The organism is Paenibacillus sp. EC2-1 (assembly GCF_049311625.1).
Lineage (GTDB): Bacteria > Bacillota > Bacilli > Paenibacillales > Paenibacillaceae > Paenibacillus_AQ.
Map to the genome: position 1 here is coordinate 798,802 of NZ_CP186006.1, position 24,440 is coordinate 823,241.

Annotated in this window: 24 protein-coding genes; 12 read left to right on the top strand and 12 right to left on the bottom strand. The window is 45.0% G+C overall.

Annotated features, from left to right (window positions below; genetic code table 11):
• Positions 1-71: 71 nt before the first annotated feature.
• The 4 genes from ACK8P5_RS03840 to ACK8P5_RS03855 form a co-directional block, all read right to left on the bottom strand.
• Positions 72-977 carry an aminoglycoside phosphotransferase family protein gene (locus ACK8P5_RS03840; RefSeq protein ID WP_422659668.1) on the bottom strand — a complete coding sequence of 302 codons (906 nt, stop codon included), beginning with the start codon at positions 975-977 and terminating at the stop codon, positions 72-74.
• Positions 978-1,385: 408 nt separating this feature from the next.
• The gene (locus tag ACK8P5_RS03845; RefSeq protein WP_422659669.1) at positions 1,386-2,489 is read right to left on the bottom strand and encodes a Gfo/Idh/MocA family protein; all 1,104 of its coding nucleotides are present in this window, start codon (positions 2,487-2,489) and stop codon (positions 1,386-1,388) included.
• A 13-nt stretch (positions 2,490-2,502) separates the two neighbouring features.
• Positions 2,503-3,180 (bottom strand): ThuA domain-containing protein, encoded by a 678-nt coding sequence (locus ACK8P5_RS03850; protein ID WP_422659670.1) that lies wholly within the window; start codon positions 3,178-3,180, stop codon positions 2,503-2,505.
• 23 nt (positions 3,181-3,203) lie between these two features.
• Positions 3,204-4,367, bottom strand: a complete 1,164-nt coding sequence (locus tag ACK8P5_RS03855) for a Gfo/Idh/MocA family protein (RefSeq protein ID WP_422659671.1) — start codon at positions 4,365-4,367, stop codon at positions 3,204-3,206.
• Positions 4,368-4,560: 193 nt separating this feature from the next.
• Here ACK8P5_RS03855 and ACK8P5_RS03860 point away from each other — a divergent pair, with 193 nt between their 5' ends.
• The 6 genes from ACK8P5_RS03860 (at position 4,561) to ACK8P5_RS03885 (ending at position 10,064) form a co-directional block, all read left to right on the top strand.
• Positions 4,561-5,226 carry a hypothetical protein gene (locus ACK8P5_RS03860; RefSeq protein ID WP_422659672.1) on the top strand — a complete coding sequence of 222 codons (666 nt, stop codon included), beginning with the start codon at positions 4,561-4,563 and terminating at the stop codon, positions 5,224-5,226.
• Positions 5,227-5,424: 198 nt separating this feature from the next.
• Positions 5,425-5,964 (top strand): hypothetical protein, encoded by a 540-nt coding sequence (locus ACK8P5_RS03865; protein WP_422659673.1) that lies wholly within the window; start codon positions 5,425-5,427, stop codon positions 5,962-5,964.
• Complete coding sequence (locus ACK8P5_RS03870; protein WP_422659674.1) at positions 5,957-6,424, top strand: PspA/IM30 family protein; 468 nt, start codon at positions 5,957-5,959, stop codon at positions 6,422-6,424. The genes ACK8P5_RS03865 and ACK8P5_RS03870 overlap by 8 nt, the downstream gene beginning before the upstream one ends.
• Before the next feature lie 120 nt (positions 6,425-6,544).
• On the top strand, positions 6,545-7,312 hold the full coding sequence (locus ACK8P5_RS03875; protein WP_422659675.1) for a MerR family transcriptional regulator: 768 nt from the start codon (positions 6,545-6,547) through the stop codon (positions 7,310-7,312).
• 183 nt (positions 7,313-7,495) lie between these two features.
• Positions 7,496-8,911, top strand: a complete 1,416-nt coding sequence (locus ACK8P5_RS03880) for an alanine/glycine:cation symporter family protein (protein WP_422659676.1) — start codon at positions 7,496-7,498, stop codon at positions 8,909-8,911.
• Positions 8,912-9,050: 139 nt separating this feature from the next.
• Positions 9,051-10,064 carry an anti sigma factor C-terminal domain-containing protein gene (locus tag ACK8P5_RS03885; protein ID WP_422659677.1) on the top strand — a complete coding sequence of 338 codons (1,014 nt, stop codon included), beginning with the start codon at positions 9,051-9,053 and terminating at the stop codon, positions 10,062-10,064.
• Here the strand turns inward: ACK8P5_RS03885 and ACK8P5_RS03890 are convergent.
• Positions 10,061-10,666 carry a class I SAM-dependent methyltransferase gene (locus tag ACK8P5_RS03890; RefSeq protein ID WP_422659678.1) on the bottom strand — a complete coding sequence of 202 codons (606 nt, stop codon included), beginning with the start codon at positions 10,664-10,666 and terminating at the stop codon, positions 10,061-10,063. The two genes, ACK8P5_RS03885 and ACK8P5_RS03890, sit on opposite strands and share 4 nt — an antisense overlap.
• 76 nt (positions 10,667-10,742) lie before the next feature.
• A complete protein-coding gene (locus tag ACK8P5_RS03895; RefSeq protein ID WP_422661365.1) occupies positions 10,743-12,158 on the bottom strand; it encodes an NAD-dependent malic enzyme in 1,416 nt (471 codons plus the stop codon).
• Between the two features lie 263 nt (positions 12,159-12,421).
• Here ACK8P5_RS03895 and ACK8P5_RS03900 point away from each other — a divergent pair, with 263 nt between their 5' ends.
• The 5 genes from ACK8P5_RS03900 (at position 12,422) to ACK8P5_RS03920 (ending at position 16,589) form a co-directional block, all read left to right on the top strand.
• Positions 12,422-12,700, top strand: a complete 279-nt coding sequence (locus ACK8P5_RS03900; protein ID WP_422659679.1) for a hypothetical protein — start codon at positions 12,422-12,424, stop codon at positions 12,698-12,700.
• 452 nt (positions 12,701-13,152) lie between these two features.
• Positions 13,153-14,055, top strand: coding sequence for an ROK family protein (locus ACK8P5_RS03905; protein WP_422659680.1), 903 nt, complete (start codon positions 13,153-13,155; stop codon positions 14,053-14,055).
• A gap of 20 nt (positions 14,056-14,075) precedes the next feature.
• Positions 14,076-15,074, top strand: coding sequence for a Gfo/Idh/MocA family protein (locus tag ACK8P5_RS03910; RefSeq protein ID WP_422659681.1), 999 nt, complete (start codon positions 14,076-14,078; stop codon positions 15,072-15,074).
• On the top strand, positions 15,071-16,063 hold the full coding sequence (locus ACK8P5_RS03915; protein WP_422659682.1) for a Gfo/Idh/MocA family protein: 993 nt from the start codon (positions 15,071-15,073) through the stop codon (positions 16,061-16,063). The genes ACK8P5_RS03910 and ACK8P5_RS03915 overlap by 4 nt, the downstream gene beginning before the upstream one ends.
• A 181-nt stretch (positions 16,064-16,244) precedes the next feature.
• Positions 16,245-16,589, top strand: a complete 345-nt coding sequence (locus ACK8P5_RS03920) for a hypothetical protein (RefSeq protein WP_422659683.1) — start codon at positions 16,245-16,247, stop codon at positions 16,587-16,589.
• Between the two features lie 449 nt (positions 16,590-17,038).
• Here ACK8P5_RS03920 and ACK8P5_RS03925 read toward each other — a convergent pair whose 3' ends face one another.
• The 6 genes from ACK8P5_RS03925 to ACK8P5_RS03950 form a co-directional block, all read right to left on the bottom strand.
• Positions 17,039-17,875, bottom strand: a complete 837-nt coding sequence (locus ACK8P5_RS03925) for an undecaprenyl-diphosphate phosphatase (protein ID WP_422659684.1) — start codon at positions 17,873-17,875, stop codon at positions 17,039-17,041.
• Positions 17,876-17,922: 47 nt separating this feature from the next.
• Positions 17,923-18,534, bottom strand: a complete 612-nt coding sequence (locus ACK8P5_RS03930; RefSeq protein WP_422659685.1) for a DedA family protein — start codon at positions 18,532-18,534, stop codon at positions 17,923-17,925.
• A gap of 58 nt (positions 18,535-18,592) precedes the next feature.
• Positions 18,593-20,536 carry an ABC transporter permease gene (locus ACK8P5_RS03935; protein WP_422659686.1) on the bottom strand — a complete coding sequence of 648 codons (1,944 nt, stop codon included), beginning with the start codon at positions 20,534-20,536 and terminating at the stop codon, positions 18,593-18,595.
• Positions 20,511-21,281 (bottom strand): ABC transporter ATP-binding protein, encoded by a 771-nt coding sequence (locus tag ACK8P5_RS03940; RefSeq protein ID WP_422659687.1) that lies wholly within the window; start codon positions 21,279-21,281, stop codon positions 20,511-20,513. The genes ACK8P5_RS03935 and ACK8P5_RS03940 overlap by 26 nt, the downstream gene beginning before the upstream one ends.
• A 98-nt stretch (positions 21,282-21,379) precedes the next feature.
• Complete coding sequence (locus tag ACK8P5_RS03945) at positions 21,380-22,372, bottom strand: HAMP domain-containing histidine kinase (protein WP_422659688.1); 993 nt, start codon at positions 22,370-22,372, stop codon at positions 21,380-21,382.
• A 2-nt stretch (positions 22,373-22,374) separates the two neighbouring features.
• Complete coding sequence (locus ACK8P5_RS03950; RefSeq protein WP_422659689.1) at positions 22,375-23,070, bottom strand: response regulator transcription factor; 696 nt, start codon at positions 23,068-23,070, stop codon at positions 22,375-22,377.
• Between the two features lie 185 nt (positions 23,071-23,255).
• Between ACK8P5_RS03950 and ACK8P5_RS03955 the strand changes: the two genes are divergently transcribed.
• Positions 23,256-24,380, top strand: a complete 1,125-nt coding sequence (locus ACK8P5_RS03955; RefSeq protein ID WP_422659690.1) for an NADH-dependent flavin oxidoreductase — start codon at positions 23,256-23,258, stop codon at positions 24,378-24,380.
• Positions 24,381-24,440 lie beyond the last annotated feature (60 nt).

A 24,440-nucleotide genomic window follows, 5' to 3' on the forward strand; every position in this document is an offset into this window, starting at 1 on the left:
CATGTTCACCACCAGACATCATAGGCATCAAAGGAAGTATTCCTTCCGGCAATTTTATCATAGATATGCATCTAGTTGTCCAGAAGTAAGGGCTTTATTCGCTCCTTTATATAGTCATAGCTCGGTCTGGCATCCTGCTTCGCATAAAAGCGGAGTGCATCCACCGCTTTGAACAGCATGTAGCAGCGAAGTCTTTCCTCGAAATGAGGAATATCTATATCGTGTGACCTACATATGTCTCGTACTTTTTGAGGGAAATCCAGAGCAGGCCACCAAAAGTGCAGACCGGCAACGTCAAGCATGAAATCACCATGCATAGCCATTTCCCAATCTACGATACCTGTAACCTTGTTACCGTCTGACAGCATATTTCCTAAATGAAAGTCACCATGCACGAGGAGCGGGCTCTTTGGAGCATATTGAAGCAGTTTCATCATCGCCGAGAAGCCCTCCTCGAATAGGGGACGCTCCAAGAAACTCTCGTCATATAGCCGTGTCCAATCTTGATAAAATCCGTCTGGGTCAATCGCAAAAAACTTTTCGATGGTCTCGGTCCAAGAGGTAGATGTGGTACTGCCATCTGGCCCGATCCAGCCATAACCTTGGATATGGTTCATGTCCAACTGTCCAAGTTTAACCAGTTGTCTGGCAACATCCGTTAGTATAAATTCTTGCTGGGATGGGGCAAAGGTACTTATCGGATTTCCGATAGCTTTCTCTGTGATCGAGAAGAATCCGCCGTCTATTTCTCCAACCTTGATGACCTTGGGAATGGGGAGACGCGAACCATAGGCTTCATACATATAGTTTGCTTTCACTAATGAATCTTTGTTTTCTTTAAAATGGGCAACGTACGCTTGCCCCTCCCATTCGAAACTGAACACTCTGCTAAGTTCCCCCATCTCTATAGGGGAGAGATTAGCTATGGTGCTGCCAAGAATAGCTGTTAAATATTCCTTAGCGTTTTGAATGTCCATACTTAATTTAAACGACTTCACAAGATCATCTCCATTCAAGTAGTGTGATGAACTCGGTCAAAAGAACGCAAAAAAGTCGTGACGAACCCTACATAGGATCAGTCACGACTTTGAACCGCTTTTAGCAGTATACACTAGCCCTGCTAAGGCGGTACATTCCAATCGCAGTTATGATGATCGAGTTCTTCTAAGCATCTATGCTTGAGCATGCCATGAGAAAGAAACGTCTACGGACGTGTCAAAAATCTTAGAGCATTCGTATCAAGCATAGGCGTTATTCAATTATTCATTATTGAATAACTGCCAAGAACACGGTCATCATCATCATGATTGGAACACCTCCGTTGATTAATTAGGTTATATTGTAGTTCAACATATCTAGAAATACAATACCTGAAATCAAGCACTTTACAGAGTAAAAGGCCGTCCGACCAGTGGCTCGGCAGGTTCACATTTGCTCTTCATGTCATAGTAACTGCCAGAATCAGAAGAGAGATGGAATGCCCACATGGCCTCCAGCACATGATAAGCCACATGGCCGCTGGCACGGTGTTTGCGTTGCAACAGCAGAGCTTCAGCCATATCCGCCGGGCCGATTCCTCGGTTATTGCCATCATATCCGTGAATTAAAGGCTGCTTTGTCCAATCGGATTCTCCAGATTTACGGTACATGACTGTGCCACCAAATCCATTGGGGTCAGGCACAAGTAGGCTGCCTTCAGTACCATGAATTTCGATATGAGGAAGTGAACTGCCTCCGAAAATATCGAAGCTGGTAATCATCGTTGCGACAGCACCATTATGAAATTCCATCGTACCCGCGACATGGGTTGGAACGGTTACAGGAATGGGTTGACCATATTTTTTCTCACTCGTAATGATCCGCTCTGGTAGAGCTTTACTCGTAATACCAGCCACTCTTCGAATAGGTCCGAGTAACTGAACCAGTGCGGTCAAGTAATAAGGGCCCATGTCAAACATCGGTCCGCCGCCATCTGCGTAATAAAATTCAGGGTCGGGATGCCAGGACTCATGACCGCGGCTCATCATGAACGCAGTAGCCGCCACTGGTCGACCAATGGCCCCTTCAGTTATTAATTTCAGAGCGGTCTGAACTCCAGCTCCCATAAAAGTATCAGGTGCACTTCCAACAAGCAAACCATTTTTCTCGGCTGTCTCAAGCACTGCCTGTCCTTGTTCGAGCGTCAAGGCTAAGGGCTTCTCAACATATACATGCTTACCTGCTTCCAGCACCTGCAAGCTTACCTGAGCGTGAACGGCCGGAATAGTAAGGTTAATCACAAGTTCAATCTCTGGATGGGCCAACAGCTCTTCGGCCGTGCAAGCCAAAGGGATATCATACTTATCTGCCTGAATTCTGGCTTTATCCAGATCAAGATCGGCACAGGCGATGAGTTCTAAGGTGCTGAATTTTTTGCCGTTTTCCAAATAGATCCCACTGATATTTCCACAGCCAATAATACCTGCTTTAATGGTTCGTTGTGTATGCATATCGTTATCTCCTCTATTTCTTCTCAGCCATCTTGAAGCCTTCTGCGGCCCATAGCAGTCCGCGTGCCATTAATTCCTTAACGCTCGGCATTTCAATAATGCTCGCCTGATGGCCAAGTGAGTTGTAATATACTCTTCCATGCCCCCAACGCTTTGTCCAGATTACAGGCATATCTACAGCCTTATTGAATCGGTGAGGGCCGTCCGCGATCGGGAAGCGGGTTGTGGCAAGTACCTCGACTGCTGGGTCTACGTGCAGATAATATTGCTCTGATACGACAGTGAAATCTTCAATTCCCTGAACAATCGGACTAGAGCTCTGTTTGATCTCCACCGTATACTTCACGTTGTCATTGCCGGGATGTGCAACCCACTGGCCTCCGGTCATGAATTGCCAATCTACATTGTTGCGGAACGAATCACACATCCCACCATGACATCCTGCGAGTCCTGTACCGCCCTGAACAGCAGCAGATACGTTCTGTACATATTCCTGAGGAATTTCGCCCATCGTCCATACAGGAATGATTAGATCTAATTCCTTCAGCTTCTCCCCATCGGCAAAAGCATCAAGTGTATTCGCAACCTCTACGTGGAACTGCTCTTTTGTAAGCATATCTGAAAAAATTTCAGCAACCTGTTGCGGTTCATGACCATCCCAGCCGCCCCATACAATCAGTGCTTTTTTCATGGTAAGTACATCTCCCTTTGTTGTTATAATTCTGAAATCTTCACCCAGCGTCGTTCTTCTATGGAACACTCGACCGCTTCAAGTACTGCCTGACATTGAACACCGTCACGGAAATTCGGCTCGGGCTGTCTGTCTTCTGCAATAGCGGTCGTGAACTCTAACATTTCGTGTATAAAAGTATGTTCGAAGCCAATGGTGTGACCTGGAGGCCACCAAGCTTCAGCGTAGGCATGGGGAGGATCTGTTGCCAGTACGCGGCGGAATCCCTGCACATCCTTATCATCTGAAGTGAAGTAGACATCAAGCTCATTCATACGCTCGAAATCAAATTTCACACTGCCAAGACTGCCATTAATCTCAAAAGAATTCGTGCTCCGGTGTCCGGCTGCAAACCTTGTTGCTTCGAAGCTACCGAGGGCTCCGCTTTTGAACCGAGCCATAAATAAAGTGGCATCATCCACGGTTACTTTGCCTTTTGGAGCATTCTTATTACCCTTGGCACTTAGTCCCGTCATTACCTCTGCCAATGGCCGCTCTTTAATGAAAGTTTCGCTCATTCCGATCACCTCGTCTATTTCACCGACAAGATAATGGGCAAGATCAATCAGATGGGCGCCAAGGTCTCCGTGAGAACCGGAACCAGCAATATCCTTTTGTAATCTCCAGACAAGTGGGAACGCCGGGTCCATGATCCAATCCTGCAAGAACCAAGCCCGAAAATGATAAATGGTTCCAAGTCTCCCGCTCTCGATAAGTTTTTTGACAAGCTGAACAGCAGGGGAGAAGCGGTAGTTAAATCCGGTCATATGCTTAATTCCTGCTTCTTCTGCGGCGACTAGCATATCTCTAGCATCATGTAGGCTTAGTGCGAGAGGCTTTTCACAGAAAATATGTTTACCTGATTTTGCGGCGGCAAGCGCGATCTCCTTATGTGCATTACTAGGTGCATTGATATCAATGACATCAATATCATCTCTTGCAATCAGCTCTCTCCAATCGGTTTCTGTACTCATCCATCCGAACTGGGAAGCGGCAAGTTTAACAGCATCTTCATTACGACCACATATCGCCGTCATTTCCGGTTTTACAGCATCAGGGAAAAACATAGGCAGGGAACGGTAAGCGTTGCTGTGTGCCTTCCCCATAAATTTGTATCCGATCATACCGATGCGAAGTTTTCTCATCATAACCTCCCAAGTTGAAGAAATGGTGTAGCGCTTACATAGAAAGATTCTTTCATTATAAAAAACAATTCAATATTCCTCTCGCCAGTTTATGTTTCTTGGTGGACAAAAATTGTTGTAAAGGCGTTATTTTTTGATTATAGGGGTACATAAAGATTGAAGAGAGAACGACTAGAAGCTAAAGGGGGATGTTTAGTTGGATTCTGTATTGTACCTAATTATTACGGGGTTATATGTCGTATTGTTTGGTGTTGGGATCGTTTTGTGGAAACAGGATTCCTCTCACCCGATCCGTTATTTGTTGTTTATCGTCACAGCAGCGCTCATATGGGATAACGGTATTATGGGTATTGGGAAATGGATTGGAGAGGGGGAAATGTTAGAGCGTATGAACCTACTCCGTTTCTGGTTGCATGCCTTCTGCACACCACTACTGACTGTGATCTCACTAGGTCTGATGCAGCGATCTGGTATCCAATGGGCTCAAAGAGGTATAGCCATTTGGGGATCTTGGATTTTCACAATTGTACTTATTGTGCTAGAGCTGGTTACGGAAACTTTTTCTTTAGCGATTAAGCCTGTATTGGAGTATGGAGCTTTGCGTTATGTGCCCGTAGAGAAGGGGAGTGGTCCTCCGCTTATGGTTCTTCTGATCTTGATTCCGTTGTTTATAGCAGGAGTTACCCTCTGGAAGAGAAGGGTCACTTCTGCGTTGTTCTGGGGGACACTCATTATGACCATCGGTAGTGCCGTTCCTATACCGGTAGCTAGCTCTGCAGCAACCAACATATTTGAGTTGGTGCTGATTGCATCACTGTGGCTTTCTATTCACAAAACAAATACACGCTTGGCAATAAGCTAAAGTACTGCCATACATGATCCTGTTAGGTCTCATAGACTTAGCAGGATTTTTTGTTTTTTTGTACAGAGGGGATTGGCTTTCAGCAAACACTCAGCGGGGCCTAAGGGTGTCATAATCCTGCCCTAAGTTCATCCTCAGGTTAGGGTTCTATACTTCGATATGTAAGACAAAACAAATCTAAGGAAAGGAAGAGAGATTATGAAACAGAAGCGGGGATTGTCATGGCTCTTGATAGGCTTATTGGCAATTGTCATCCTATGGCTTGGTATTAAAGCAGTTAGTGTGATCGGTCATGTAGGGCATAACGAGTTGTCTCGCGGATTTGCGCGGGGGCATGAGTTTGGACATAGAGGTGGTATTTTCAAGGCTAGACCTCATCTCTTTATGGGACCGATGAGTATACCAGCACTCGTTATGGTATTCATAAAAGTCTTCTTACTTGGAACATTTGCTGTCGTATGGGCGAAGGGACGAGGACTGCTTAAATGGGCAGGAGCTCTGCTCACTGGATTGTCATTTATGAGCTTAATGACACCATTTTGGGGACTTGTTGTCATGATTTTGTTGTTCCTTGCACATGGCAGAATGAACCGATTGAAAGAAAATTATGGAGACATGCCTGTTGTTGTAGTGGATCATTCTGTAACTGGGATGAACATGCCTATGACATCGTCATACGAACGCGGAAGAATGCTTGATGAATGGGAGAAGCGTAATCATAAGGAGGAGAATGAATAATGAGTATTTTCGGAAAGCGGAATTAGCGATTGAACGTAACGAGGAGTCTATTGCAGAAATTGCTGTACAGGACAAGCTGTATCATCAGCGCTTAGTACAGGAATATGAAGGACAAAGAGAAGTCATACGTCAGCAGGCTAATACGCTAAGAGAACAGATTGTACAGTTAACGGATATGCATCAAGATCTACAGAATCGTTTATTCTTTCTTGAGTCACGTCTTCAAGCTGCTCAAAGTGTAAAAGCTGCCTCATCCACCATTGGAAGTCTTGATCAAGAAAAGTTAGCAAGAGGCTTTACACGAGTGGAGGAAAGGCTCCGTTATTTAGAGATGGGTGTCCATTCGCAGCAAAATGGTTCAGCTGCGTTAGATCCGGCAGGAAAGCTTGATGCTTATGAATCACAAGAAACAATCAAAGCTGAACTTAACAGAATTAAAGAGTCCCAAGGAAAGAAATAAAGACGATTAACTAAAATCGATACCCATGTTGGGGTATCGATTTTTTGTATTAAAGGGAAAATAAATATTGACCTTAACGTTACGTGAAGGTGTAGAGTGAAATTGTCAGGAGGTAAACTCATGGAATATACCGTTCAGAAACTTGGAGCGCTTGCAGGGATAAGTACGAGAACACTTCGCTACTATGATGAGGTTGGAATTCTGAAGCCGACTAGGCTAAGTACAGCTGGTTATCGTATTTATGGGGAGGCAGAGGTAGACCGATTACAGCAAATTTTGTTTTACAGGGAACTAGGGCTGCCGCTAGAGCAGATTAAAGAAATCATGTCCTCTCCTTCTTATGACAGTACCGCCGCCCTAAGGCATCACCGTGAGCTGCTTCAGGACAGACGAAGACAGTTAGATCTGTTAATTAAGAATGTGGACAAAACCATTGCTTCAAGAGAAGGGAGAATGAGTATGAGTGACGAAGAGAAATTCGAAGGATTTAAGCAGACGATGGTCGATGAGAATGAGAAGAAGTATGGCAAAGAGATTCGTAAAAGTTATGGTGATGATGCCATTGATCAAACGAATGCCAAGCTGAAAGGCATGACTGAACAGCAATATGAGGAGGTTACTCGGCTTGAGCAAGAAGTAAAAGCAGTTCTATCGGAAGCTTTCAAGCAGGGAGATCCAGCAAGTGAGCTTGCACAAAAGGCAGCAGAACTTCATAAGCAATGGTTGACGTTTTATTGGGATGAATATAGTAAAGAAGCCCATGCAGGTCTAGCTCAGATGTACGTCGATGATGAGCGATTCACAGCATACTATGATGCTGAACAGCCTGGAACAGCCGAATTTCTAAGAGATGCCATCCTCATCTATACAAATATCGAACAGTCCTAGAAATATGATGAAGAACTTTAGGCCATCCTAATTGATAATGATCAATAGGGATGGTCTTGTTGTATATCAATCCCTGTACATTTACCACAAATAACCACTTGTTTTGTAGGGAAGTTTACAGGTTATAATATGATTTTCAGAATGTTATTTTAGGACTAGATTATACAACGAGAGGAACATCATATGGAGCAGGCAATTCAATATTTTATTGATACTATTAATGACTTTATCTGGTCGAAACTGTTAATTGTGATGCTGATCGGTGGTGGTCTGTATTTCACTTTTAGAACGCGATTTATGCAGTTTCGTCTATTCCCAGAAATGCTTCGTGTCATAAAGGAATCCAAGGATAGTGAACCTGGTAGCATTTCTCCTTTTCAGGCGTTTGCCATTAGTATGGCGGCCCGAGTAGGTACAGGAAATATTACCGGTGTTGCGCTCGCAATATCACTGGGGGGACCTGGGTCCGTATTCTGGATGTGGATTATTGCGATTATTGGATCGGCATCGAGCTTTATTGAGAGTACTTTAGCGCAGATATACAAGATTAAAGATCATAAGACAGGCGGTTTCCGCGGAGGTCCAGCGTATTACATGCAGCTAGGATTGAACAAACGCTGGATGGGGGCGCTTTTTGCGGTGCTCATTACGTTGTCCTTCGGTCTTGTGTTTAATGCGGTTCAATCGAATACGATAACCATTGCATTTGAGAATTCATTCGGTGTTAATCGATTCACGCTGGGGATTATTATGGCTGTGATTTTCGCGGCTATCATTTTCGGTGGTGTGAAGCGAATTGCGAAATGGTCCGAGCTGATTGTGGTAGTGCTGGCTGTAATTTATGTTGGTACAGCATTGTTTATTGTTCTCATCAACATAACCAAATTGCCAGATGTACTTGCACTTATCGTGAAAAGCGCGTTTGGTTTCGAGCAAGCTTTCGGTGGAGCTGTAGGGGCTGCGCTTATGAACGGGATCAAGCGTGGCTTGTTCTCTAATGAAGCGGGTATGGGTAGTGCGCCGAACGCTGCTGCCACTGCAACGACAAGTCATCCGGCCAAGCAAGGGTTAATTCAGTCTTTGGGTGTATTGATTGATACGCTGGTTATTTGTACAAGCACCGCGTTTATTATCCTGTTCACAGGAGCTTATAAACAAACTGGACTGGATGGAATCGAACTCACTCAAGCAGCGTTAGGAATGCAGCTTGGTCCATGGGCTTCTGATTTCCTAGCGATCATGATCTTCTTGTTCGCGTTCAGTACCCTGCTAGGAAACTATTATTATGGTGAGACGAATATTGAGTTTCTTAACTCCAAGCGGATTTGGGTCTGGATCTACCGAGCGTGTGTGCTTGGTATGGTTATCTTCGGCTCTGTGACGAGCGTGCAGCTGGTGTGGAATATGGCTGATTTGTTTATGGGATTGATGGCCATCGTCAATCTGATCGCAATAGCCTTACTTTCCAAATTTGCCTTTGCGACCCTTAAAGACTATATGAAACAGAAGAAAGCAGGGCTTGACCCTGTCTTCACTAAGAATAACATCAAAGGTCTCCACAATGTGGAGTGCTGGGATGAACCAACAGACAATAAATAATCATATGAATGATTAACCATATAAACGCTGTATTCTGTAGCTGATTGCTGCGAATACGGCGTTTTTTGTATTGTAACAACTAACTTATTCATGAAATAGGTGTTATACAAGTTGAACAGGATGGAGGGATGACCTAGATATGAAGGATCATGATAATGATGAATCAGTGGGGTTCACGGCAGATTTAATGGTACAGAGAAAGAGAAGGATTAAATGGAGAAATAGGATAAGAATTAGTATGAGGCTTATAGCGATTTTCTTTATCGTTTCTTTTGTATTCTTAATATACAGCTGGGGAACCTATTTTTATTATGAGAAGTCCGGTAAGAATTTTCAGTTCGAACGTGCTGTCGTTACCTTGACCGAGTTGAATGGACATAAGATAGATAAAGAACTTGGATTAGTGAGGTTAAGCCCGATGCTTAAACAATCGGTCTCCACTAAAGTATACCGACAGATCGGAGAGCGAAGAAGGATCGTAGGTGAGCTGCACGCGGAACAAAGCTTGTTTGGTGAACTGAAATATACTGTGAAAGGTATTTCACAGTATTTGGACAATAGCGGATTAGACCTTTGGATGCCGATGACAGTTATTTATGGTGGCGGAGATACGGATCGTAAAAGGGAGAAGGAAGATAAGTTAGAGCAGTTAAGTCATATCGAGGATGGATTTGTAGCAGAGATGAGCTTCACCTTAAATAAAGCCGTGCCACCCCAGCAGCTTGCCGAGCTTTTGGCTGACTATAATCTGTGGATTACGGGGATGGCTATGTATTCAGGAGAACTTCAAGAAGTGAAAGTATCTAATTATTCCTCAGCAGGAGATTCGATTAGTGCACCTCACCTAACGTTAAGGCCCTTTTTCAGTTACTCGGAAGATGGATTAGGAAGAGTAGAAAGCCTTAGTATTACGAGCGATGATATAGATCTCGCGGTAGAGCAAATGCTGAAGGATCTGGAGTGGCTGACAGCACATGTAACCTACAATGGAGTTCTTGAGGATCAACAGCGCCTCGCTTTTATAAAGAAACACGGTGTCCAAGTATATGGTGCAGTCGTTACAGGTCCGGTTAGAGAGCTGGAAAAGTTAAAGGATGTACCTGAACTTAGCAACTTTGGACTGGGCCAGATCGAAGTGTGGAATTGGCATTAAGTAGATCTTGCCCATATCAGATGAACCATCCCGCCATAATAGCGCTCAGTCTTCATTAATTCCACATCAGAAGAGCGAATAATACCTAGAATATCTCGATTAAAGTGACATCCAGATATACGGCGGGCAATCGGATTCAAGATATTCTGTGTTGTACCAAGCAGCTTGTTGTGGCTGATTCCATGCTCAAGAAAGCAGATTTCACCACCCGGTTTACACCACTGATTCATTTTATTTACGACGTGTAAGGGATCATCATATCCGCAGAGTGACAAAGTGGACACAACAGCATCGAAGGATCTTTCGGGTAGTTGAAGCTTCTCGATGTCTTGCTGCTTGAATGTCACCTTGAGATCTAGCTTAGAAGCCATTCGTTGTGCACTTCTTAGCATTTCAGGACTAAAGTCAACGGCAGTTAGATCGACCGTATCCGAATTGTAATAAGGAAAGTTAGCTCCAGCGCCGACTGCAAGCTCCAGCACGTTTCCATCTAGATGTTGTAGCAGACGGCTTCTCCATACGCCGAGCGTACGTTGTCTGCTATTGCGTTCATACATGGCGGCCTGTTTGTTAAATTTACGAATCAGTGCGTTTTTATCCAATGGGAAGACTCCTTGTTATCAAGACATAAGAAGATCGGATGCAAGAAGGCATCCGATCTTTTGAATCAGCTCTGTTTTATTCTCGCGGAAGTCGACGAGCGACACCGGAGCTGATCGCTGCTTTAACAACGAGCTCACGGATCGCTTTTACAACGTTCTGGTTAAATACACTTGGTATGATATATGAAGAATTGCGCTCTTCATCCGAGACCGCAGAAGCGATAGCCTCTGCAGCTGCAAGCTTCATTTCTTCGTTAATGGTCGTAGCTCTGCAGTCTAATGCTGCACGAAAAATACCCGGGAAGCAGAGTACATTGTTAATTTGGTTCGGGTAATCAGAGCGCCCCGTAGCAATAACGGACACAATATCCTCTACTTCTTCTGGACGTATCTCAGGTGTTGGGTTGGCCATAGCAAAGACAATCGGATTATCCGCCATAGACTGCACATCCTCGCGTTTTAGCAGACCACCGGCTGAAAGGCCAATGAAGACATCGGCTCCTTTAATGACTTCCTGTAAGGAACCATGAGTCCGGTTCGGATTGGTGTTCTCAGCATACCACTGCCACATGCTATTGTTGTAGGTGTTTCCGGATACTAGAGCACCTTCTCGATCTACACCGATAAGCTCTTTGACTCCGGCTGACAGCAGTATTTTGCTGCAAGCAACACCTGCTGCCCCAATACCACACACGATAATCTTCACTTGGTCAATGGACTTGCCAGCGACTTTTAATGCATTGATCAGTGCTGCATACAGGACAACAGCAGTTCCATGCTGATCGTCATGAAAGACGGGAATATCAAGCTCATTACGAAGCCGATCTTCAATTTCGAAGCAGCGTGGAGACGCGATATCCTCCAGGTTAATCCCACCAAAGGCGGGTGCGATTGCTTTAATGCAGGAGATAATCTCTTCGGTATCCTGTGTATCTAGACAGATAGGAAATGAATCGACACCGGCGAGCTGCTTGAATAGCATCGCTTTTCCCTCCATAACAGGCATGGCGGCATAGGGGCCTATATTACCAAGACCTAATACCGCGCTTCCATCGGAGATAACGGCTACCGTATTTCTTTTGATGGTTAAAGTGTAGGCTTTCTTTGGATCCTCATGAATAGCCGTACATACCCGGGCTACATCGGGTGTATATACACGCGACAGATCGTCACGATTTTGAATCTTTATCTTGGGTTGAGTTTCGATTTTGCCTCCCAAATGCATAAGGAAGGTACGGTCTGAAATATTAACTAGACGAACACCTTGCAAGTTCTTGACAGCAGTAGTGATCTTACCGATATCAACGCTATCGGTTACCGTGATCGTGATATCTCGTACAGTGGTATGTCCGCTTGCTGATATGACATCGATGGCGACCATATCGCCACCCGCATCAAAGATCGTCGAAGCGACCTGTCCGAATTTAATTTCCTGCGTGTTCATTTCAAGCCTGAGAATGATGCTTTTTCCCCCGAGTCCAGTGTTCTCCATGGTTACCTCCATCATTGTATTCAGATAACTTGCACTAATCAGTTCGTGATTGAGCATACGGATTCCTCTATTTAGCTTATGTAGAAGGAGTCTGCTAATTTAATGCAATTGTCTGTGTTTGTATCGAAATTAGGCATGATAAGCCTTAGTACTGAGGATGTTATAAGTGTTACCATTTAACATGTATAGATGCAATGACATTTATCAGTGTGGCTCTTTCTGTGATACAATGACGGTAACATATGGACTAGGAGTTGAAATCGATGGACAAAACATTAAACGAGCAGGAGCTTGTCGACTATATTGTAGGACAGACAAAAGCGACTCCACAGAACATTCGCCTTGTGATTAAGCATGAACAAGCGTTTATAGAAAATGCACATAAAGGTGCCAAAGGCGATATCGACATCGACAGCGATGATCTTGTGGATTATGTAATGAGCCGCAAGGATGTTAAGCTGGACGAGCTTACGGTAGAGAACATCTTGGATGCGGAGATGGAATACCTCACGAAAAAAGGCTTTGTAAGCTATATGGATTAAGCGTTATGAATGAAGTAGGTTCATGTCTTCCCTGGTGGGGTTGCATGGGCCTTTTTTATATTTACATAATCTACGACTTGGACTGACATTGTCCGAATGTTCGAAATGTACAATGATATAAAAAGGGTCTTAGCCAGCGGGAGTCACATGGTGTGCGACCTCATCGGTATACACTGCTTCGGGCGTACAATGAGCGAAACCGTGAGCAGAGCGGAGGTGCACCGTGGAGCAGCGACCGCTAATCGAGATAAAGACTGTCTTATAAGCAGAAGAACCTGTATAAGACAGTTTTTTTGTTATCTAATAAAAGAGGTTTAGTAATTCATAGATGGATCTTTTGTTAGCGAATAAATAAGGTATAATGTTGGTAATGAAAGCGCTACTCATTACTTGTTCATAATCGCGGTGCAATGAAGCAGCATTATTCTACTTAAGAAAAGCGAGGTTGCAGAATGAAACGTTGGATTGGAATCGACATTGGTGGAACAGGAATCAAAGGAGCATTGGTGGATACGGATGGTAACATGACAGAGCCGATAGAAGTGAGGACTCCAGCTCTGGAAGGTAGTGAACGTATTTTGGAAGCGGCTACAAATGTAATACGTGCACTTGAACAACAAGCTGAAGGCGCTGAAATTATCGGAATTGGTATCGGTACTGCTGGCCGAGTAGACCGTACGACGGGGAGCATTATTTACGCAACAGATAACATGCCAGGCTGGACGGGTACAGAAATTAAGAAAGAAATGGAGAGTCGCTTTCCCTACCGTGTTTCCGTTGAGAATGATGTGAACGCGGCGGCTTGGGGTGAGGCATGGCTTGGTTCAGGTAAAGGGGTCCATTCTTTTATGCTCGTTGCGCTAGGCACGGGGATTGGTGGAGCTTTCGTTTACGAAGGAAAGGTACTGCCAGGTCTGCGCGGTGGATTTGCAGAGATTGGTCACCTCATCGTGGATAAAGATGGAGCTGCATGCACTTGCGGCCAACAGGGATGCTGGGAGACCAAGTGCTCAGGTACAGCGCTTAGCCGGATCGCGAAGTCTGTGAATCCCGAGTGGAGCAGCAGATACCTCGTACAAGCTTATGAAGAAGGTAATCAGGAAGCTACTGCAGCGATGGACGTATATTTGTCCGATCTGGCAAGGGGACTCATCTCTGTTCAGCAAGCATTTGATCCAGAAGCAATTATTCTGGGCGGTGGGGTATCTGACGGTTACCTTTCGTGGAGTAAGGAACTAAATGACAAGCTTCAAGAGATGTGTGTGCTGCCTGTACGTCTTGCCAAGGCGGAACTAGGAAACCGGGCTGGTATCATCGGTGCTGTGAAGTGGGCTATGACGGATCAAGCAAATTAAGAAGAGAAGGAGAGGTTTGCATGAATGTTGCTATTATCGGCTGCGGAACCATGGGTACGACTCATGCTCACAATCTAGGTAAAATGCCAGGAGTGCAGGTGTCCGGAGTTGCAGACTTGATACAAGATCGTGCCAATCGAGCGGCGGCTGTGAGCGGGGCTAAAGCTTACACGGACTGGGAAGAGATGCTTGAGAAAGAGAAACCCGAAACGGTTGTTGTATGCGTACCCTCATTTTTGCATAAAACTTTTGTTCTTAAGCTTGCTGAGCGCGGACTGCATGTCATCTGTGAAAAACCTGCTGCGCTGTCGCTCGAAGATGCCAAGGAAATGGAAGCAGTATGTAGCAAGCAGGGCGTACGGTTGTTTATCGGACATGTGGTTCGCTTTTTCCCGAATTATCGAAATGCCTATGATCAGGTGCAGTCCGGTAGCATCGGTGAGGCCAAAATGGCACACTTCAAGCGTTGTGGTTCTTTTCCGCAAGGGGTAGATCAGTGGTACCATGATCACACCAAGAGTGGTGGTGTCATTATGGATTTGATGATCCATGATATCGATTATGCGAGTTGGTTGTTTGGTGATTTAGAATCTGTGTATGCATCGATTACGAAATCATCCAAAACGGAAATGGAATATGCTCAGGTAACGATGAAATTTGTAAGCGGGGCCATTGCCAATCTGACAGGCTATTGGGGTTATTCAGGACCATTTACGACTCAATTTGAGATCTCAGGCAAAGAGGGTATCATCCGTTTTGATAGTAATCAGATTCAGGCTGTTGATGTACGAAGAGCTTCTAGAAAAGGTGGACAGAATTCAGCTGTTCAGGTACCATCCAGCCCTACGCTTCACGATCCTTATTACGATGAGGTACAGCACTTTATTCAGTGTATTCGGGAAGGTAGTGAGCCGATTGTCAGCGCAGCCGATGCTTGCCGAGCTGTTGAGATCGCCTTGGCTTGCGAACAGTCAGCTAGTACAGGACAACCTGTTCGTATGGGAGGGGTAACGTCATGAACAAAATGAAAGTAGGGTTTATAAGCTTTGCTCATATGCATGCTGTAAGTTATCTGAATGCCATGCTTCAGAGAAATGACGTTGAAGTCATTGGCATTGCGGATGAGAATGCTGAACGTGTTGCTCCATTTACGAATCCCCGTGGAATCGCATATTATGAGGACTATAACGAGCTGCTTGCACAGGATGTGGATGCCGTTGTGATCTGTTCAGAGAATGCCCGTCATGCGGAGATTACGCTTAAAGCAGCTGAAGCTGGCAAGCATATTCTTTGCGAGAAGCCGCTTGGCTTATCGGAAGAAGAAATGCTTCAAATGATTCAGGTATGTAAGGATCAGGGCGTTCAGTTGATGACGGCATTTCCCTGTCGCTATCTGACATCTGTTCGCCAAGCGAAGCAGGCGGTTGATGTCGGCCTAGTCGGAGAGATTGTGGCGATGAAGGGGACGAACCGCGGCACGATGCCTGGTGGATGGTTCCTTGAGAAAGAACACTCCGGTGGAGGAGCTGTTCTTGATCACACCGTTCATGTTATGGACTTGATGCACTGGTTTACAGGGAGTGTAGTAGAGGAAGTTTATGCTCATGCTGAAACGCTGTTCCACGATACGGATATTGATGATGCAGGTATGGTGCATGTGAAATTTGCTAATGGCGTATTTGCCGTACTCGATCCGAGTTGGTCCCGTTCCCGTAGTTTTCCGACCTGGGGAGACGTGACTCTAGAGATTATTGGAACCCAAGGCAGTCTCACCATCGATGCTTTTGCTCAGAAGAACGACGTATACAGTGATGCTGCGATGAAGGCGAACTGGAGTTATTGGGGAGACGATATGGATATCGGACTCGTGAACAGTTTTGTGGATAGTATTATTCAAGGTAAGCCTGTTCAAATATCAGGTGAAGACGGTTATCTGTCTGCTCGGGTGGGGCTTGCTGCTTATGAGTCTGCACGTACGGGTAAACCGGTCCAATTAAAGACGTTGTAAGGCTAACAGAGGGCCTCCATATTTATATTTAGATATCTCATTAAGAAGAGCATTCGTGAAGCAGTTAGCTTTATGAATGCTCTTCTTTCTATGTTGTGAAAGGTAAAGCGGCTGTAATTATTGCATAATGTAGGCAACTTTGAACTCGCTGGCTGCGTTTTATATGAAAGGGGGGAAGCCCATGATTCGAAAATTGATCTTGCTTGCGCTAACCAATCTGCTCGGAGTCACTTTACTCACGGGATGTGATAAATCCAGTTCAGAAGCTTGCTACGCAGGTGTCCTGACCATAGACGACCAAGAATATCTGTTGAGTGGCGATGTAGATAACAAGGACTTCACAGTCGGAGAAAAGTTAGGAGAGGTACAAAAGAAAGTAGATCCCGATGTTTTCCCGAAAGAAAGTTTCTCATCTAACATCTTAGCAGTCGGTGAAGAGATCTATTCCTCGAATGAGGATAGCACTATTCTGATCGCGAAGTGTGAGAATGGAGAATACTTAAAGTTCCAGCGGCGGGGTGATTAGTGTTTGATAGATGACGTAGTTGTTGATATTCAGAGCACCTTTGACTGTTTCACTGAATAAAGCGCTAGAAGTGAAGCGAGTGAGAAAAGAATCTATACTTCCGGTGAAACTTTTTAAAAGATATCCTATCTTTTGGCGAATGCTATGATTATTGCTGTTAACATGATGAATTAACTCGCAGCAGCGGAACGAACGAAACAATTCCGGAGAAGCGTTAGCGGTCGCCTTAAAGCTTTCTGAAAGAAAGCTACTTCGGAAGCATAATCTGTCCCTGAGTTTATACAGTTTGAAATAAATTCAAGGAAACTCGGGGACAACAGCGATTGAAGGAATGTTTCGATCGAGGAGCGCTCTCCCAAGCAGAAACATAACAAAAAAACAAAAAGGACGCCTCCCCGGCCAATGATCTGACCATAGGAGACGTCCTTTTTTAACTTAATACTAAGGCATTAGAACCAAACGAGATAAATCACAGCCGCTAGCACAATACGATAGATCGCAAACGGCACGAGCTTGACCTTGTTAATCAGCTTCAGGAAGAAGCGGATGGAAATAAGAGCGAATACGAATGCACTAATAAATCCAGCGATAAAGAATGGCAGTGCGCTTACTGAGAAGTACTCTAAGTTTTTTACAAGTGACAATAGACTTGCACCGAACATAATAGGTACGGCCATGATGAACGTAAAGTCCGCTGCGGCACGGTGGCTCATCCCGAGCATAACACCACCGGAGATCGTCGATCCCGAGCGTGAGAAGCCTGGCCATAGGGATAAGCACTGGATAAGACCCACACTGAAAGCTTTCTTGTAAGTAATCTGGTCAACCGTTACGATACTCGGCTCTTTTTTGCTGAACTTGTCCGCAATGATCATGAAGATCGCACCGACTACAAGGCCGATTAATACCGTCTCAATTGAGAATAGATGATCATCGATATAATCCTCGAACAATACGCCAAGGATACCTGCTGGAATTAATCCAACGATAACTTGAGTCAGTTTCAAACGACCGGTTCCGGCAGGAGCACCTTGATCTGGCTTTTTGCGTTTGATGTTCAGCAGATCGAGGAAACGGTCTTTGAACACGACGAGTACGGCGAGAATGGAACCAAGCTGAATGACGACTTTAAAAGTATTGGCAACATATTTAGTTAGGAACTCTTCAGATTGCAGCCACATATCGTCGACGATAATCATATGGCCTGTAGAGGATACAGGAGCGAATTCGGTCAAGCCCTCCACCATACCGAGAATAATGGCTTTAATAAACAAAATAAAATCCATAAACACGAACCTCTCCCTTATATCAAATAATAGTGCACATCCTAAACTTAAGCAGATCTTCTTCGTTTGCGGATAAAGAGAACAACGAATACAACAGCTGCTATGGCAATAACGGCATAAGCTATATTAGAGTATACATCCATGAAGGCCAGTATGTCTCCCCAAGACTCCCCGAGAATAGCCCCAAGCGTGACGAGCAGTACGTTCCAGATGAGCGTCCCTAGCGTTGTGAACAATAGAAACATACCAAATTTCATATTGGACATCCCTGCTGGAATGGAGATTAGACTTCGGATCAAGGGAATCATACGGCAGAAGAACACTGTCCAATAGCCATACTTGTCAAACCACGAATCCGCTTTGTAAATATCCTCTTTTTTTACTCTTAAAATATGACCCCAGCGGTCGATGATCTTCTCAAGTCTTTCTACATCAAGAAGTAATCCTATACCGTAAAGTATAACAGCTCCAATCACGGAACCAATAGTAGCTGATAGAATGACACCGGGAACCGTAAGATCCGTGTAAGTGGTCATGAACCCACCAAAGGTCAATATTACCTCAGATGGAATCGGCGGAAATACGTTCTCCAGTGCGATCATCAGGAGGATACCGAAGTAACCGAACTGCTCCATAAAATGTGTAATCCAGTTTTCCAAGTAAGTACACCTCTTTCAAATGTTTAACCTATCCATTCATGATCCATATGAATTGTTTTTAAATCAGCGCCTTTTTCAGTTTGCGCAGGTACTGGCTTCGAATGAAGAGGAAATATAGGACCTGTGCAATAAGAAAGCCAACAAGCACAATGCCCATCTCTGCTGCAATCGATAAGAAGAAGTAGCTTTGAAGAGCTATAAAAGCGAAGATACTATGAAGTATCGCTGTGCCAATCGGTACGAAGAACAGGAGGGCTAGCTGCCCTGTGACAATTCGGCTGAACTCTCGATCTGTCAGTCCCATTCTGGACACCGTGGCATAGAATCGGAAGTCATAATCCAAATCTGCATATAAGCGGAAATATAAAAAGCTTCCTGCGGCTATGAAGAATACAGTTCCCACTAGTAAGGCAGCAAATAACATCATACTATATAAGCTGCTCTTTAAGGCAAATAGCGTTCCGCTAACCGTAAGGGCATACGGCTGATCCATTTCATAACGAACGGCTCCTCTTGTAGAGATGTGAGAGGCAATGCCTTCCGTTTCTTGAAAATCTTCTACATAGAAGCCTGTATAATGATCCGTTCTCAAGGGCGAGGAGATTTGACTGAACCGTAAGTCGCTAACAACAAGTCCACCGAATAGAGAATCCTCATCCAGCTCAGGCAGCAAGTATTCAGGAATCGCGACATAGCGAGTATAGCCAATCTCATTAATCTCAGTTTCCGAGTCCTGGAGCATATAGGTTGCTTGTGCACGCTCCCGGATATGAGTTCGGTTATTTTGCGAATTGACAAGTACAAGAGCATCGTTTCCACTTAAAGGTTCTTCGTCAAAGGGGAATCCAGCCATGACGGCGGCTCTACGGTAGTCAGAGAATGACACCAACGGCAACTGCTCTGGTGGATCCTTCATCGTTGATGATTCGACGCCGACATATTTAACGGGCAGTGACAGCGACTCGAACGATATGTGTCTTTCTGTTAGGTCATGCCGAATTTCTTGCAGATGCTGTTGTTCCATCGAATCACCTGCTTTAGCCATATAGCCAATGGCAGCAGGATAGTCCTCATTAAATTGTTTTGTCAGCACAGGAATGGAAGCGAACACGCCTACGGAACAGAAAGATACAGCTAACACGGTCGTTACCATAAATAACATCTGAGCATTATCCTTTAAGCGAAAGTCCAGGCTCGAAAGGGAGATTAACCGAGTTCGGTTCCAAGTGAAACGCCTGCTGTGCTTGAGCAATCGGATCAGGAAAATACTTAGCTGTGTATATAATAAGTAGGTTCCAATTATGGTCATTAAGGTCACGGGAAACATGCGATACATTAATGAAGCTGCAGTCGTGGTTGCTGCCAAAGTATAACTGATCAATAAGAGTGCTGCAGCAACCAATGACAAGAGTGGTGATACTTGTGCTTCAGGCTTCGGCTTAAGTCCTGACTGAAATAGTTCAATGAGTGTATCTGGCCGAAGTATGAGAGATGTAAAGAGAGAAATCATAACGAACAGCAGCATGTAACCTCCTACCGTTAACCCTATGGCTTGCAGTGATAGGTGAAAAGGTAGCGGCGGGACACTTAGAAAGACGGAGCCTGCCATGAGAAACAGCTTGCCTGTAATGATCCCGGATATGATTCCGGTTAAGATGGAGCCGATCCCGATAATCATATTTTCTAGAAAGACCATGATATTGAACTGACGCTGCGTCATCCCGTGCATGAATAGAACGCCAAACTCACGTTTTCGTGTTTTGAGAAATGAGCTTACTGAATACAGCACGAAAAAAAACGAGAATACGTACATGATCAGCTCAGCCCCAACCATAGCTTGCAGCACCACAGGATATAACATCTCATCACGGATCTCCGGATTAAAGATGAACAAGGCGCACACAAAGAAAATCATGACCGAAAAGGAGCTGCTCAGAAAATAGGCGGCATATGTACGCTTGTTCCTGACAACATTCCTAAAAACGAATTGCCGAAAGGTCATGGTTTCCTCCTCCAAGAAGTGCAAGCATGTCGATGATCTTCTGGAAGAAAGCCTGACGGTTATCTCCGCAATAGATCTCATTATATAACTGGCCGTCCTTAATGAACAAGACACGATCACAGTAGCTAGCAGCTACGGGATCATGTGTCACCATAAGTACAGTGGCCGAAGCCTCTTTGCTCATGCCAGACAGGGCCTGCATTACATCCTTGGAAGCTTTGGAATCTAGATTACCTGTCGGCTCATCTGCAAGAATAAGGGAGGGCTGCTGAATCAGTGCCCGTGCGATAGCAGTTCGCTGCATTTGGCCCCCTGAAATTTCATAGGTACGTTTGTTTAAAATGGACTGGATTCCGAGCTTTTCTGTAATCTCGCTCAGCTTTCTGTCCATTTCACGCAAGGGCTCACCATCTAAGGTTAAAGGGAGAACAATGTTCTCAGCTACCGTCAGCGTATCGAGCAGATTGAAATGCTGAAACACAAACCCCAGCTCACGCCGGCGGAACAGCGCAGCTTCCTTACGATCCAAAAGATGCGGGTTTCGTCCATTGATATTTACTTCACCAGCTGTCGGTTGATCGATGGTTGCGATTAGGTTGAGCAGTGTTGTTTTTCCACTACCGGATGGCCCCATGATGCCCACGAACTCACCTCGTTCGGCGGAAAAGTGAATATTATTCAGCGCTTGATGCGCCACCCGGCCTTCGTAAATTTTGGTTAGATGCTGGACACTTAGGATGGCCATCCTCGTTCACACTCCTTGCTTTGTATCTTTATTGTAGGACAGTGCATGAAGCTAACGCCATGGTGATAACTTACAGTTACCTTACAACTCTGTAAGGTTCAAGTATTGCGAAACAGAATACGGACCGTAGTTCCCTCGCCAACCGTAGATTCTATAGACAGATCATGGCCAAGCTTGCTGCAAATCTGCTTCACCAGATATAGCCCCATACCGGTAGATTCCTGATAACGTCGTCCGTTCTCCCCAGTAAAATAAGGATCAAATACACGCGGTAGGTCGCTTGCAGGAATACCGATTCCTTCATCTCTAATTTCTAATATAACGTCTGTATCTTGGCGGTAGCCTTTGAAATAGATTTTTCCCCGTTCAGATGCGGTGTAACGAACGGCATTCGTAATCAGCTGGGACAGGACAAAGGACAGCCATTTTTCATCGGAAGTCACAGATAGGTCTGCTTCGATATCTATGGAAGGGAAGATTCGGCTGCGGATAAACAATCGTTTCTGCTCTGATGCGGCTGACCTTACAATCTGCTCCAGAGGTATTGTTTCTACATAGAAATCTCGCTCGAAAGTATCTAGACGAGCAGTATGAAGCACAAGGTCGAGCCCTTTCTTAAGCCGATCCAACTCGTCCCCGATCGCTGTTGAATCCGGGTCATCCTTCTTCTGCAGGATCAGATGAATGACGGATATCGGAGTCTTCATCTGATGAGCCCATTGATTGATAAACTGGATATGAGATTCAATTTTATGTTTATAGTTGTGCAAATCGGTGGTGTAGTGCCGAAATTGGCTCCGAAGCACCTGCTGCAGTGCTTCGGCGAGCGGGGTCTGGGAAGGATCACCTGAGAATTCTCCCTGAAACGGTTCAGGGGAGGCATGAGGATGTTCCAATCGGGTGTAGAAAGATCGGTTAGCGATGTAGCGGAAGACAAGATAGCCGATGAGCAGACAGCCACTGATCAAGCATGCATAGATGCTGACCTCCATATTTCGGAATCCGTCCAGCCAATAAATAAGAGTGATGATAAGAAGCTGAGTAATGTATACAAAGATCAAAGGACGCTGTTCACGCAAAAATAACTTCATATCTACACACTCCAATTCGGACTAAGGCGATACCCTCGTCCTCTGATTGTCTGAACACCATCTTCAATACCAAGCAGAGCGAGCTTCTTACGTACACGGGTGACGTAAACGTTAAGGGTATTGTCATCGACAAAGGCTTGATCATCCCATATCTTCTCAAGTAAACGGTCCCGGCTTACAACTTGTCCGGATCGCTGCATGAGCTCATCCAGTATTTTAGCTTCGGTGTGGCTAAGGTCAGTCTGGGCATTGCCGAGGGTTATAGAGAGTCGTTCAACATCCAGTGTCAGACCGTCAATGGTCAGTGTTCGATCATTATTGGTAGCAGCGTATGAGCCGTAGGCTCTCCGGAGCTGACTTTTGATTTTGGCCATCGCAATTTCGTAGTCAAAAGGTTTGGTTATATAATCATCGGCACCATTCTCAAGCGCCATTACCTGATCCATCTTGCCATCGCGGGCAGAGATAAAGATGATGGGGCAGGTGGAGATGCTACGGAATTGGCGGCACCAATAATAGCCATCATACTTAGGAAGATTGACGTCAAGAAGAACAAGCTGGGGGTCATAGGCTTCGAATTGACTGCGTATAGTCTCGAAGTCGTTTACAGACTGTGTGATGTAACCGAATTTATGAAGATGCTCTTTGAGTAGGCTGACCAGGTGAACGTCATCCTCAACGATAAATATTTTGAACATATCGAAAATCCCCTTCTTCAGGCATTAACAAGTGTATTTGACTGTAATTGTACCAAATTGTCGATGACAAAGGAAAAACGTCACCTCTAAGAACGAGTTACCGTTTCTCGTGATTGAATATTTGTAAGTTGTTTTATAGAATCATGTAACAGAAGTGGAGATTAGAAAGAGGAGAGGATCAGGTAATGAAAGAACAATATAGTCAGCTTTTCGAAGTATTGAAACTGAAGAACGGCATCGAGCTCAAGAACCGAATTGTTATGGCGCCGATGACAAATTACTCCTCGAATGAAGATGGAACGGTATCTGATGAGGAAATTAACTACTATATTCGCAGATCGGACGGAGCAGGTATGGTCGTTACTGCATGCACATATGTTACGGAGAATGGGAAGGGATTCCCAGGGGAGTTCGCAGGAAATTCAGATGACATGGTTCCGAGCCTGCGCCGTCTAGCAGAAGCTATTCAAGGTCAGGGAGCGAAAGCTGTTCTACAAATCTTCCACGGTGGACGTTCCTGTCCGCCAGAGCTAGTACCGGGCGGTGATGTGGTAAGTGCGAGTGCCGTAGCTTCAGTAGAGCAGCCAGATGTGCTACCACGTAGTCTTACGGAATCTGAAATCGAGGGCATTATCCGAGACTTTGGGGAAACAACCCGAAGAGCGATTGAAGCTGGTTACGATGGTGTTGAACTTCACGGTGCGAACGGATATCTATTCCAACAGTTCTTCTCGCCTCATTCTAACCGTAGGGAAGATCGTTTCGGTGGAAGTGTAGACAAACGAATGACCTTTGCCTTAGCGGTGGTTAACGAAGTGAAGCGGGTTGTAGCAGAGCATGCCAAGACACCTTTCATTATAGGATACCGTTTCTCTCCGGAAGAGCCGACAACACCTGGCATTACGATGGATGACACCTTGAAACTGGTGGATACATTATCAGATCAAGGACTGGATTATTTACATGTTTCTCTGATGGACTATAGATCGAAGCCAAGAGTGGGAGCGGATGAGAGTAAGTCCCGCCTCGAGTGGATCGTTGATACTGTTCGGGACAGAGTACCCGTTATTGGTGTAGGTGGTGTTCATACACCGGATGAGGCTGTAGAGGTGCTGGAGACAGGCGCTGTGCTTGTCGCACTTGGTCGTGAATTGATCATGGAGCCTGATTGGGTATCCAAGGTAGCTGAAGGACGAGAGTCTGAGATCAAGACCACGCTGAGTAGGGAAGACCAAGAACGGTTGGTCATACCTGATCGGTTGTGGCACTACATTATGGTTCGGACGGGATGGTTTCCGGTCGAGAAGTGACGATTATTATAGTGAAATAAAGCCGCGGATGAGCGATAATAGCTCTTCCGCGGCTTTTTT